Origin of the sequence: Hyphomicrobium sp., from assembly GCF_051860585.1 — a bacterium.
GTDB lineage: Bacteria > Pseudomonadota > Alphaproteobacteria > Rhizobiales > Hyphomicrobiaceae > Hyphomicrobium_C.
The window spans coordinates 84,252-95,906 of sequence record NZ_JBHYDS010000003.1; the positions used below are offsets into that span (position 1 = coordinate 84,252).

Sequence of the window (11,655 nt, forward strand, 5' to 3'; positions counted from 1 at the left end):
AATAAGCCACGACACTTCAGGATGTTTCCCCATGACCCGCCTCGACGAGACCCGGCCCTTCATTCCCGTCCGCATCGCCATCCTGACGATGTCCGACACGCGCTCGCCCGCCGAGGACCGGTCCGGCAACACCCTGGCCGAGCTCATCACGGAAGCCGGCCATGCCGTTGCCGGCCGCGCGCTGGTCAAGGACGACGTTGAGGCGATCCGCACCCGCGTCTCCGGCTGGATCGCCGACCCGGACGTGGATGTCGTCATCACCACCGGCGGCACCGGCTTCACCGGCCGCGATGTCACGCCGGAAGCTGTAAAACCGCTGTTCGAGAAAGAGATCGACGGCTTCGCGATCCTCTTCCACCAGTTGTCTTTCGAAACAGTGGGAACGTCGACGATCCAGTCGCGCGCCTGCGGCGGCATCGCCAGGGGAACGCTGATCTTCTGCCTTCCCGGCTCGACCGGCGCCTGCAAGGACGCCTGGCACGGCATCTTGAAATGGCAGCTCGATAACCGCCATCGCCCCTGCAATTTCGTCGAGATCATGCCGCGCTTCGAGGAGCACCGCGCCAAGCCTTGAGTCAGGAATGCCGTGAGACCGGCTTGCGGGAACCTTATCCGCGTTCCGCCACGGCTCCGCGGTCGGGCTGCTCTTCGCGCCGTCCGGTAAACGCGGCGATCCGCTCGAGCGGCACGCCCAGAAGATAGAGCCCGAGCCGAAGCTGATTTTTCGCCATGCGCGCAAACGCGCCTTCGGCGCGGAACCGCTCGCCGATCGTGAGCACGCGCGCATTGAGCCCCGAGAGCCGCCGCCGTCCGATCCGCCACGCGAGGTCAACGTCCTCGAGCACCGGCGACCTGCGAAAGCCTCCCGCCTCGTTGAACAGCGACCGCGATATGAGCAGCCCCTGATAGCCATGCGGCAGCTTGAGAACGCGCGTCCGCAGCGCAACGAGGCGTTCGACCACGCGCGGCATCGCCCCGTCATCATCGAACCCGAACTGGAAATAAGCCGCCGATGCGCGACGCCGTCCGCTGGTCACGCGCTCGATGTGCAGGTTGGCTTCGCGTTCCCATCCGGCATCGAGCAGCGTGTCGGCGTTGAGGAACAGCAGCCACGGCTGGCGCGCGCGCTCGGCGCCGGCTTTGAGTTGGGCGCCGCGTCCCGCCTCGCTCGTCACAATATCCGCCCCCGAGCCGTCCGCGATCTCGAGTGTGCGGTCGGTCGAGCCGCCATCGACGATGATGACCTCGCGCACAAGTCCTTCCACGGCAGCCGGAATCAGCGCCGAAAGTGTTTCGGCGAGATGCGCCTGATGGTTGAGCGTTGGAATAATGACAGAGATCATGCCTTTCCTTGGCACGCCCGCGCCGGTGCAACAAGACTCCGTACCCGCGTCGAGTGGACCACGGACGCCGCAACGTTTTTGTTCTTTATTTGTTCCTGCTGGTGCCGTAGTCTGCGCCCAGCATGAAAGCGCCCCGATCCGCCTCAGAAAAACCCCCGCGCCCGCCGTCCGAAGCGCTGCCCGGCAGCTTGGTCGACGAGACGCGCAGGCGTGGCCGTGGCGCCCGCTCGAACCACACCGGCCGCTTCGAAACGGAGCGGCGAACCACATTCGACGACGGCTGGGACGGCATGGCCGACCTCGACGCCCTGAAAACCGAGGTGACGATCGAGCCGGCGCGCTCGATCATCACGCGCAACCAGAGCCCGGATATCTCGTTCGAGCAGTCGATCAATCCGTATCGAGGATGCGAGCACGGCTGCATCTATTGCTATGCGCGCCCGAGCCATTGCTATCTCGGCCACTCCGCGGGCCTCGACTTCGAGACCAAGCTTTATGCGAAGGCCAATGCGCCCGAGCTGCTGGAGAAAGAGCTGGCTAGCAAGGCCTACACCCCGAAGGTCATCGCGCTCGGCACCAACACGGACCCCTATCAGCCCATCGAGCGCGAGCACTGCATCACCCGCGCCATCCTCGAAGTACTGGAACGCACCGGCCATCCGGTCGGGATCGTCACCAAGTCCGCGCTCGTGTTGCGCGATGTCGACATCCTCTCACGGATGGCCGCGCGCGGGCTGGCTAAGGTCGCACTGTCCGTCACGACCTTGGACCGCCACATCGCCCGCGCCATGGAGCCCCGCGCCAGCACACCGTCGAAACGCATCGACGCCGTGCGCGGCCTCACCGAAGCCGGCGTACCAGTCTCCGTCATGGTGGCACCCATCGTGCCCGGCCTCACCGACAGCGAAATCGAACGCATCCTGGAAGCCGCCCGCGACGCAGGCGCCACCGAGGCGGGTTATGTGCTCCTCCGCCTGCCGCTCGAACTCAAGGATGTGTTTCGCGAGTGGCTCGCAAGCGAGTTTCCGGACCGCGCCGGACGCGTGATCAATCTGCTCCGCTCGATGCACGGCGGAGCGGACTACGTCGCCGAGTTCGGCGTCCGCCAGAAGGGCCGCGGCCCCTACGCGGATCAGATCGCGCTCCGCTTCCGCCTCGCCATGAAACGGCTCGGCCTCAACCAGCGCCGCCAGCCGCTGCGCCTGGATCTCTTCACGCCACCCGTGCGCAAAGGCGGCCAGATGTCGTTGCTCTGACAACCGGTGACGCGCACCGCCGATTTATCCACAGGCGGCTTTGACAGAAGCCGCCCGCACCGCAACGCTCAGCCATGCGGGTGGATGATTCGAGAATTGTGCCGACCTTCGAACTGGAGGCTGCCGAGCTTGTGCTCGATGGCGGGCCGATCGCAGGCGTCGATGAAGCCGGCCGCGGCCCGTGGGCGGGGCCCGTCGTCGCCGCGGCCGTCGTGCTGGATCCGGCACGCATCCCGCAAGGCATCGACGATTCCAAAGTGATCGATCCAGTGGATCGCGAACGCCTCTTCGAGCGCATCATGAAGACGGCTCTCGCCGTCGGCGTGGGCGTCGGCGAGGTCGACCGCATCGATCGCGACAACATTCTCGCCGCCACCATGTGGGCGATGGCCGAGGCGATGGGAAAACTCGCCTGCAAGCCCCGCCTGGCGCTGATCGATGGCAACCGTGCGCCGCGTCTTGCCTGTCAGGCCCGCACCATCGTCAAAGGCGACGCGAAGTGCCTTTCGATCGCCGCCGCCTCCATCGTCGCCAAGGTCACGCGCGACCGCATGATGATCGAGCTCGCCCGCGAGATGCCGGGTTATGGCTTCGAGCGCCATAAAGGCTACGGCACACCCGAACATCGCGCCGCCCTCGTCCGTCTCGGCCTCACGGCCCAGCATCGCCGCTCGTTCAAGCCCGTGCAACTTGCACTTGGGCTGATGGAAGCCGAAGCGGTCTGATCACGCACCATTGTCGGGTTACTACAGGCCGTGCAGCGCACGCGCGCCAGATTGAACGGCCGTGCACAATCTCCGAGCAGCAGCGCGGCTGTCACGCTCTGAGAAACAGTGCGACAGCTGACGCGACACCCCGCACACATCACGCACCTTGCGTTTTGCGGCCGCGCCTGAGATCGTTGTCTCACAAATGTGATTTCCTCCATTACGAATGGATCCCGTCGCCCGATGCCTCACAGCACGCCGCTCATCGCGACGATCGTCACAGGCCTCGCGCTTGCCTTCGTCTTTGGCGCGCTCGCTCACCGCCTTCGCATCTCGCCGCTCGTCGGTTATCTCGTCGCCGGCATCGCCATCGGGCCGTTCACGCCGGGCTTCATCGCTGACCAGGGCCTCGCCAACGAACTTGCCGAGATCGGCGTCATCCTGCTGATGTTCGGCGTCGGCCTGCACTTCTCGATGAAAGAGCTGTGGGCCGTACGCAACATCGCGATCCCAGGCGCCGTGGTGCAGATCGCGGTCGCGACGCTGCTCGGCGCGGCCCTCGGCCATGCGCTCGGCTGGACCGCGGGAGGCGGTCTCGTCTTCGGCCTCGCGCTGTCCGTCGCGAGTACGGTCGTGCTGCTCCGCGCCCTGCAGGAGCGCCGGCTTGTCACGACGGAACGCGGCCAGATCGCCGTTGGCTGGCTGATCGTCGAAGACCTCGTGATGGTCCTGACGCTGGTTCTATTGCCCGCCATCGCTCCGCTGCTGGGCGGAAACTCCGACGGCCAGCCCAATGGCGGCAGCTCCGCCTCGCTCAACATCAATCAGCTTTTGACGACGGTCGCCTTCACGATCGGCAAGGTCGCCGCGTTCGTCGCCATCATGATGGTCGTTGGCCGCCGCGTTATTCCTTGGATCCTGCACTACACGGCCCACACCGGCTCGCGCGAACTGTTCCGCCTCGCCGTGCTCTCGATCGCGCTCGGCGTCGCCTTCATCGCCGCCAACCTGTTCGGTGTCTCGTTCGCGCTCGGCGCATTTTTCGCCGGTCTCGTGCTGAGTGAATCGCAGCTCTCCCAGCAGGCCGCCAATGAAAGCCTTCCGCTGCGCGACGCGTTCGCGGTGCTGTTCTTCGTGTCCGTCGGCATGCTGTTCGATCCGAACATCATCATTCAGCAGCCGCTGGCCGTCATCGCCACGGTGCTGATCATCGTCATCGGAAAATCGCTGGCCGCGCTCGCCATCGTCCGCGCCTTCGGTCATCCAATGGGCACCGCGTTCACGATTTCCGCGAGCCTCGCACAAATCGGCGAGTTCTCGTTCATTCTCGCAGCCCTCGGCGTCAGCCTCGAATTGCTTCCCCCCGAGGGCCGCGATCTCATCCTTGCGGGCGCACTGATCTCGATCCTGGTCAACCCTGCGTTCTTCTCTGGACTGGATCGCCTGAAGCCGTGGCTTGAAAAGAAGGACGGCACCGCCGAAGCCGCGAACGCACCGGAGGAGGCCGACGAAGAAGACGCCCCCGTGCACGTCACGGCGCTCGAAGGGCACACCGTGGTGGTGGGCATCGGCCGCGTCGGCAAGCGCATCACGGATACATTGGCTTCCGGCGCCTCGCCGCTCTACGTCATCGACGAAAGCGACGAGGAGATCAAACGTCTCCACGCACGCGGCATCGAAGGTGTCGCCGGCAGTGCCGCGACACTGCTCTACGCCGCCAATCCAGCCAAGGCAGCAAGCCTGATCGTGGCCATTCCGAGCAACTTCGAGGCCGGTCAGGTGATCGAGCAGGCCCGCGCCGCGAACGAGACCATGCCCATCATCGGCCGCGCCCAATCGGAAGCCGAAGCGGATTATCTGCGCCGCTATGGCGCGACACATGTCGTCCTCTCGTCCGACACGATCGCGGACGCGCTCGTCGCCGCCTACCACAAGTCATCCGGCGCGTAGAGCCCAGCGCTCCACAACCTCAAATCGAAGCCGGGCTCAAACCGAGGCCGGACGCGGGCTGCGCTGCGGCAAACGCGACGTTTGAAATCCATTTATCGGCAAATCGCAAAACCGGAATCACATAATTAACCGTCGTCATTCAATTAGTAATCGCAATCGCATAAATTTTTAGATTGCGGGGCGTATCATCCGGTTTCTGCAAAGACGGTCCAAGATGCTCAATCAGCTGAAACTCAAATACAAAGCCGGTGCGCTTATTGCGTTCCTGGCATTGATCCCGGTCGCGGGCGCGGGGCTCTCGTACTTCAGCCTGTCGACGCAAGGCGCGGCCCAGGAGCTAGCCATGCGCGCCAAGACCGGCCAGACCCTGCTTGAGCGCATCAACGGCCTCGTCTACGCCATCGTCATGGACTCGCGCGGCGTCTACATGTCGAACGATTGGGCCTCGGCTGAGGGGTACGGCACCGGCATCCTGAAAAGCGCCAAGGACCTCCAGCAGGTCACGCAACTCTGGGAAGCCACGCTTGAGCCTGAGAACCGCGCCGACTTCACCGACGCGGAGACCACGATCAACCAATTCATCGGCTTCCGCACCGAGCTGGTCCGCATTGCGCGTGAGGAGACCCTTCCCGCTGCACGCCAGTTCGGCGACAACGATGCCAACCGCTCGAACCGCAAAGCGCTGAACGACAAGCTGCGCGCGCTCTCAGGCCATTACGAAACCTATGTCGCCGCCACGACGGAAGCGTCCGATCGCGCGCGCGCCGCAGCGGTTCGCACGGCTGTCATTACGGGTTTTGTATCCATCCTGACCATGCTCGCCGGCATCTGGCTCGTAATCACGAACCTGACGCGACCCATCGAGCGCATGAAGCTGTCCATCCTCGATCTCGCGGGCGGCAACACCGAAAGCGACATCTTCGGGACGGAACGCGGCGACGAGCTTGGCGAAATTGCCGGCGCGGTCCTGATCTTCAAGCAGAATATCCTGGAAGCCGAGCGTCTGCGCGGCGAGCAGGCCGAAAGCGAAAAGCGCATGGCCGCCCAGCGCAAGTCTGACATGCTCCGCCTCGCCAACCAGTTCCAGGAGAGCGTGGGCCGCGTCGTCGATACCGTCTCGGCCGCTTCGAGCCAGCTTGAATCCGCCGCGGGGCAGCTCACCATGAACGCCGCCTCGACCCAGGAGCTATCGGGCACCGTCGCGAGCGCCTCCGAGCAGACGTCCGTCAACGTCCAGGGCGTGGCCGCCGCATCGGAGCAGTTGTCGTCCACCGTCCTCGAGATCGGCCGTCAAGTCGAAGAAAGCAGCACCATCGCCGAGGAAGCCGTCCGTCAGGCGGCCAAGACGAACAAGAACGTCGTCGAGCTGTCGCAGTCGGCCGAGCGCATCGGCGCCGTCGTCGAGCTGATCGACCAGATCGCGGGCCAGACGAACCTGTTGGCGCTCAACGCCACCATCGAAGCCGCGCGCGCGGGCGATGCCGGCAAGGGCTTCGCCGTCGTCGCCCAGGAAGTGAAAGCGCTGGCCGCCCAGACCGCCAAGGCGACGAGCGAGATCGGCAGCCAGATCCAGAGCATGCAGGAGTCGACGCGCCAGGCCGTCGAAGCGATCAACGACATCGCATCGACCATCAACCGCATCTCGGCCGTCAGCGGCGCAATCTCCGCCGCTGTCGATCAGCAGGGCGCCACCACGCAGGAAATCAGCCGCAACGTTCTGGAAGCCGCGAAGGGCACGAGCGAAGTCGCTGCGTCGATCACGGCCGTGAGCCAGGGCGCGCAGGAAACGGGCTCGGCGTCGTCACAGGTGCTGGCATCCGCCAAGTCCCTTTCGGGCGACAGCCGGACGCTCAAGATCGAGGTCGAGCGCTTCCTGACAATGGTGCGCGCAGCCTAAGCTATTGATTTGGAATCTCTATCGGATCGCGCCGGTCACAAGCGGGCGCGATTTCCCATGTTCGCCCTTCGTTCGCCGCAAACGTTTGCGAGTCTTTTCGCTGTCGGGATGCTAAGAGATCGTTACCCGGACAACCGGCCATTAACTAAATTTTAACGTCCCATCTTTAGATTCCGTTAACCGTGGGACTGGTTTGTGGTCGCGTTGGGTTCGGAACATGGATCCCTGGCATTTGTGGTTCTTCACAGTGAGTTGCGTCGAATGGGTATGCGTCGTCGTGCAGGTGCGCCTGCAGCAGTTGGCAGCCGCTTTGCCAGAGATCGGGCTTTGGCCCGAAATCGAATCCTGGTGGGAGATTGCCTCGACGAGCTTCGTCGACTACCGGATCGAAGCGTAGACCTCGTCTTCGCCGATCCCCCCTACAATCTCCAGCTTTCGACTGAGCTTCTCCGGCCGAACAACACGCGTGTCGATGGCGTCGACGACGCGTGGGACAAGTTCTCGTCGTTCGAGGAGTACGACCGGTTCACGCGCGGCTGGCTGGCCGAATGCCGCCGCATCCTGAAGCCGGACGGCGCGCTCTGGTTGATCGGCTCCTATCACAACGTCTTCCGCCTCGGCACTGCGCTGCAGGATCTCGGCTTCTGGATTCTGAACGATGTCGTCTGGCGCAAAGTGAATCCGATGCCGAACTTCCGCGGCCGCCGCTTCACGAACGCGCACGAGACACTGATCTGGGCCTCGCCAGACCAGAAGTCGCGCTACACCTTCAACTATGAAGGCCTGAAGTCGGGCAACGAAGACGTGCAGATGCGCTCGGACTGGCTGTTTCCGATCTGCTCCGGCCCCGAGCGCCTGAAAGACGACGGCGGCCGCAAGGCGCACCCGACGCAGAAGCCGGAAGCCCTTCTCCATCGCATCCTTCTTGCAACGACGAACCCCGGCGACACCGTGCTCGATCCCTTCTTCGGCACCGGCACCACCGGCGCGGTGGCGAAGAAGCTCGGCCGTAACTGGATCGGCGTTGAGCGCGACACCGATTACGCCAAGGCCGCCGAGGAACGCATCGCCAAGGTCAAGCCGCTGTCGAACTCCGCCCTCGAAACGCCGCCGTCGAAGCGCGCCGAACCGCGCGTGCCGTTCGGCACCATCGTCGAGTTGGGCATGCTGCGTGCAGGCTCAGCGCTCTTTGACGAGCGCCGCAGCGTGCGCGCGGAAGTGAAGGCCGACGGCACGCTCGCCGTACCTGGCAGCCGCGGCTCGATCCATCGCCTCGGCGCGGTCGTGCAAGGCAAGACGGCGTGCAACGGCTGGACGTTCTGGCACTACGAGCGCGGCGGCAAGCTGCATTCGATCGACCTGCTGCGCGAACGCGCCAAGGTAAAGCTCGGCCTCACCGCTGCCCGCCCCGCGACAACGCTCATTGCAGCGGAGTAGCGTGCGCCCTTGGTCTCCGTCTCGCGAATGTTGCAGCTTGGCCGGCGCTCCCTCGTCGAGCCAAGACACGGCTGAGCTGCGCGGGTCGACGGTGCTGCTGCCCGCGCAACCACAGGCATTGATCGGGCAAGACAGCGTGGCATAGTCTCAAGCCCTGCGGGTCGCGATCCAGCGGCGCGCGAACGCGAATATGAGACGCATGGCCGATCCCTACGAAACATTAGGCGTCGCGAAAAGCGCCAGCCAGGACGACATTCGCAAGGCGTACCGCAAGGCCGCCAAGGAGTCGCATCCCGACCTCCATCCCGGCAAGCCCGAGGCCGAGCGGCGCTTTAAGGAGATCAACGCCGCCAACGACATCATCGGCGATGCCGACAAGCGCAAGCGCTACGATGCGGGCGAAATCGACGAGACGGGCGCTGAGCGCCAGCCGGAACGGCACTTCTACCGCGAACACGCCGAGGCCGATCCACACTGGCGCTATTCCCAGCACAGCGCGAACCGCGGCGACGGCGGGGCCGACTTCGACGACGACATTTTCGCGGAACTCTTTCGCGGACGCGGCGGCGAAAGAAGCGCCTTCCGCATGCCGCCACAAGACGTGCGGTACACGTTGGCGGTGGACTTTCTCGATGCGGTGAACGGGGCCCGCAAAGTGATCGCGATGCCGGACGGAAAAACCCTCGACATCGCAATCCCCGCCGGCATCGCCGAGGGCAAGGTGCTCCGTCTCAAGGGGCAAGGCCGGCCCGGTTCGGACGGCGCCGTGGGCGACGCCTACGTCGAGATCTCGATCACGCCCGACGCCCGCTTCACACGCGAGGGCTACGATATTCTAAGCACGGTGCCGGTTTCGCTCGGTGAGGCGTTGAACGGCGCCAGCGTCCGCGTCGAAACCGTGGACGGCACCGTCGGACTGTCGATCCCGAAACGCGTCAAGAACGGAACGAAGTTGAGATTGCGCGGCAAAGGCGTACCGCGCGGCAAGGAAGGCGGCCGGGGCGATCACCTGGTCAGGATCGAGATTGTGCCCCCCGAGGGAGCCGACGACGCGTTGGCTGACTTCATGGCCGAGTGGGAGAAGACGCACCCGCAACATCCGCGTGGAAGGAGCGTGACATGATCCGGGAAGGCGACCTCATCGCGCAGTTCACCTGCCTCGAACGACGCGTTCTGATGATCTGGATCGAGGACGGCGTGATTGCGCCGCACCGCGACGAGACGGGTTATCTCTTCGACCCCATCGATCAGTCACGCGTGGCGCTGGCGTGCGACCTGCACTACGGCATGGGCCTCGAGCACGCGAGCCTGCCCGTCATCCTGTCGCTGATCGACCAGCTGCATGACGCGCGACATCACCTCAGAGCCTTGACGCGCGCCGTGTCCGAGCAGCCGGACACCGTGCAGCAAGACATCACCCGCCGCGTCTCGGGAACCGGCCGAGGATAAGGGCCGTTGCTTGGCTCCTGGGGCAAGTTGACATAGCCCGAACAACATTTACATTCATACGAATGGTTGAACAGACTAAAACCAATCTTGATGAAGTTTTCCACGCCTTGTCGGACCCGACGAGGCGAGCGATTCTGGCCATGCTTCGGCGCCGTCCCCACCACGTGGGAGAACTGGTTGCGCCCTTCGACATGTCCTTCAACGCGATTTCGAAGCACGTAAAGACGCTTGAGCGCGCTGGCCTCGTCGAGCGCGAGGTCGTGGGTAACTTTCGCCGATGCACGCTTAACAGCAAGGCGCTGAAGGATGCCTACCGTTGGCTCGGCGCCTATGATCGCTTCTGGAATGAAAGCCTCGATAAGCTCGAGGTTGTCCTAGCTGCCAAGAAGGCCAAGCGTAATGGCAAGTGACAGGCGGGTTCGAGGACCCATTGCGGTTTCCCTGGTGCGCCGGTTGAAGTCGTCGGCGCGCGACGTGTTCTCCGCTTGGACCGAGCCGGAAATCATCGCGTTGTGGTTGGCGCCTGGGTCCGCACAGGTCAACTCGGTCACCTCTGACCTCCGGCCCGGCGGAAGCTACCGTATCGAAGGGACAGACAACGAAGGCGCGCCCTATTCGATTTTCGGCGATTATCGTCAGATCGAACCCGATCGTCGGATCTCGATGAGCTGGACGTATGACGGGGCGGCGACCGCGCTGAAGGGGAGGCCGTCGATTGTCACCGCCAATCTGAGACCGCTTGGCGACGAAATGACCGAGCTCACCGTAACGCACGAAGAGCTGTCCAGCCGTCACGCAGCCGATATTACTCGGCAGAACTGGATCACCTGCATCGACAATCTCGAGGCCGCCCTCCAGCCGCATGTCGATCTCTCCGCCCCGGCGAAACTGGCGACGGTCAACACCTTCTATCGAGACAGCCACAGGGAGGTGCAGGAGCAGTTCGGCACGCGCCGCCTTGCCGACCGCCTCAGGGACGTCAACGTAAAGCCGGTTCTGACAGCATCCGACGCGGCCTTCATCGCGCATCAGAACATGTTCTTCCTGGCTACCGCGGACATCGAGGGCAAGCCGAGCTGCTCGTATAAGGGCGGCGCGCGCGGCTTCGTGAGCGTCGTTGACGAGCGCACGATCATCTTCCCAAGCTACGACGGCAGCGGCATGTTTCTATCGGTGGGCAACTTGACCGAAAATCCGCACGTTGCGCTTCTGTTCATCGACTTCGAGCGACAAGCCCGGCTCCGCGTTTCAGGCAACGCCGAGATAGATCGATCCGCGCGCTTGTTGAAGCGCTATCCCGGTGCCGATCTCATCGTACGCGTCAATATCCGCGCGGTTTTCGGAAATTGCCCGCGGTACGTCCACAAAATGGAGCTCGTCGAAGAATCGTCGTTCGTTCCGAACGCAGGTCATCCCCCGCCGCCCGCCGCGGAATGGAAACGCTTGGCGGAGTTCTCGGACGTGCTGCCCGACAAGGATGCGGATGTCGCTGGCGAGGAAACGGATGAGCGCAAGGCGATGAACCGCGACTGATCCGGTTCGACGCTTCGAGCCCTCCATTCGGAGGGCTTTCGTTTGTCAATCTAACAGCTTCGAACACGAAGAAGGCCGGCACA

12 protein-coding genes are annotated in these 11,655 nt (G+C 64.0%); 11 read left to right on the plus strand and 1 reads right to left on the minus strand.

Annotated features, from left to right (window positions below; all coding sequences use genetic code 11):
• Window positions 1-31: 31 nt before the first annotated feature.
• Window positions 32-574 (plus strand): molybdenum cofactor biosynthesis protein B, encoded by a 543-nt coding sequence (gene moaB / locus ACTIFK_RS06035; RefSeq protein WP_439542152.1) that lies wholly within the window; start codon window positions 32-34, stop codon window positions 572-574.
• A 34-nt stretch (window positions 575-608) separates the two neighbouring features.
• On the opposite strand, the gene ACTIFK_RS06040 is transcribed toward moaB, so the two are convergent.
• Entirely contained in the window at window positions 609-1,343 is a 735-nt protein-coding gene (locus ACTIFK_RS06040; RefSeq protein WP_439542153.1) for a TIGR04283 family arsenosugar biosynthesis glycosyltransferase, read from the minus strand.
• A gap of 122 nt (window positions 1,344-1,465) precedes the next feature.
• On the opposite strand from ACTIFK_RS06040, the gene ACTIFK_RS06045 reads away from it, so the two are divergent.
• The 10 genes from ACTIFK_RS06045 (at window position 1,466) to ACTIFK_RS06090 (ending at window position 11,572) form a co-directional block, all read left to right on the plus strand.
• The gene (locus tag ACTIFK_RS06045) at window positions 1,466-2,599 is read left to right on the plus strand and encodes a PA0069 family radical SAM protein (RefSeq protein ID WP_439542154.1); all 1,134 of its coding nucleotides are present in this window, start codon (window positions 1,466-1,468) and stop codon (window positions 2,597-2,599) included.
• 74 nt (window positions 2,600-2,673) lie between these two features.
• Window positions 2,674-3,324 (plus strand): ribonuclease HII, encoded by a 651-nt coding sequence (locus tag ACTIFK_RS06050; RefSeq protein WP_439542155.1) that lies wholly within the window; start codon window positions 2,674-2,676, stop codon window positions 3,322-3,324.
• 225 nt (window positions 3,325-3,549) lie between these two features.
• Window positions 3,550-5,256 (plus strand): YbaL family putative K(+) efflux transporter, encoded by a 1,707-nt coding sequence (gene ybaL / locus ACTIFK_RS06055; RefSeq protein ID WP_439542156.1) that lies wholly within the window; start codon window positions 3,550-3,552, stop codon window positions 5,254-5,256.
• Between the two features lie 214 nt (window positions 5,257-5,470).
• On the plus strand, window positions 5,471-7,153 hold the full coding sequence (locus tag ACTIFK_RS06060) for a methyl-accepting chemotaxis protein (RefSeq protein ID WP_439542157.1): 1,683 nt from the start codon (window positions 5,471-5,473) through the stop codon (window positions 7,151-7,153).
• Window positions 7,154-7,370: 217 nt separating this feature from the next.
• A complete protein-coding gene (locus tag ACTIFK_RS06065; RefSeq protein ID WP_291155506.1) occupies window positions 7,371-7,550 on the plus strand; it encodes a hypothetical protein in 180 nt (59 codons plus the stop codon).
• Window positions 7,502-8,590, plus strand: a complete 1,089-nt coding sequence (locus ACTIFK_RS06070) for a site-specific DNA-methyltransferase (protein ID WP_439542158.1) — start codon at window positions 7,502-7,504, stop codon at window positions 8,588-8,590. The genes ACTIFK_RS06065 and ACTIFK_RS06070 overlap by 49 nt, the downstream gene beginning before the upstream one ends.
• A 199-nt stretch (window positions 8,591-8,789) precedes the next feature.
• A complete protein-coding gene (locus tag ACTIFK_RS06075) occupies window positions 8,790-9,713 on the plus strand; it encodes a DnaJ C-terminal domain-containing protein (protein ID WP_439542159.1) in 924 nt (307 codons plus the stop codon).
• Complete coding sequence (locus tag ACTIFK_RS06080; RefSeq protein WP_439542160.1) at window positions 9,710-10,039, plus strand: chaperone modulator CbpM; 330 nt, start codon at window positions 9,710-9,712, stop codon at window positions 10,037-10,039. Before ACTIFK_RS06075 ends, ACTIFK_RS06080 begins: the two co-directional genes overlap by 4 nt.
• A 62-nt stretch (window positions 10,040-10,101) precedes the next feature.
• On the plus strand, window positions 10,102-10,449 hold the full coding sequence (locus tag ACTIFK_RS06085; protein ID WP_439542161.1) for an ArsR/SmtB family transcription factor: 348 nt from the start codon (window positions 10,102-10,104) through the stop codon (window positions 10,447-10,449).
• Window positions 10,439-11,572: an SRPBCC domain-containing protein gene (locus tag ACTIFK_RS06090; RefSeq protein WP_439542162.1), complete on the plus strand. Its 1,134-nt coding sequence runs from the start codon at window positions 10,439-10,441 to the stop codon at window positions 11,570-11,572. Before ACTIFK_RS06085 ends, ACTIFK_RS06090 begins: the two co-directional genes overlap by 11 nt.
• Window positions 11,573-11,655 lie beyond the last annotated feature (83 nt).

Coding starts and splice junctions, on each gene's coding strand:
- ACTIFK_RS06080 (WP_439542160.1), top strand. CDS start 9,710: ATGATCCGGGAAGGCGACCTCATCGCGCAGTTCACCTGCCTCGAACGA.
- moaB (WP_439542152.1), top strand. CDS start 32: ATGACCCGCCTCGACGAGACCCGGCCCTTCATTCCCGTCCGCATCGCC.
- ACTIFK_RS06090 (WP_439542162.1), top strand. CDS start 10,439: ATGGCAAGTGACAGGCGGGTTCGAGGACCCATTGCGGTTTCCCTGGTG.
- ybaL (WP_439542156.1), top strand. CDS start 3,550: ATGCCTCACAGCACGCCGCTCATCGCGACGATCGTCACAGGCCTCGCG.
- ACTIFK_RS06060 (WP_439542157.1), top strand. CDS start 5,471: ATGCTCAATCAGCTGAAACTCAAATACAAAGCCGGTGCGCTTATTGCG.
- ACTIFK_RS06085 (WP_439542161.1), top strand. CDS start 10,102: ATGGTTGAACAGACTAAAACCAATCTTGATGAAGTTTTCCACGCCTTG.
- ACTIFK_RS06045 (WP_439542154.1), top strand. CDS start 1,466: ATGAAAGCGCCCCGATCCGCCTCAGAAAAACCCCCGCGCCCGCCGTCC.
- ACTIFK_RS06075 (WP_439542159.1), top strand. CDS start 8,790: ATGGCCGATCCCTACGAAACATTAGGCGTCGCGAAAAGCGCCAGCCAG.
- ACTIFK_RS06050 (WP_439542155.1), top strand. CDS start 2,674: ATGCGGGTGGATGATTCGAGAATTGTGCCGACCTTCGAACTGGAGGCT.
- ACTIFK_RS06040 (WP_439542153.1), bottom strand. CDS start 1,343: ATGATCTCTGTCATTATTCCAACGCTCAACCATCAGGCGCATCTCGCC.
- ACTIFK_RS06065 (WP_291155506.1), top strand. CDS start 7,371: ATGGATCCCTGGCATTTGTGGTTCTTCACAGTGAGTTGCGTCGAATGG.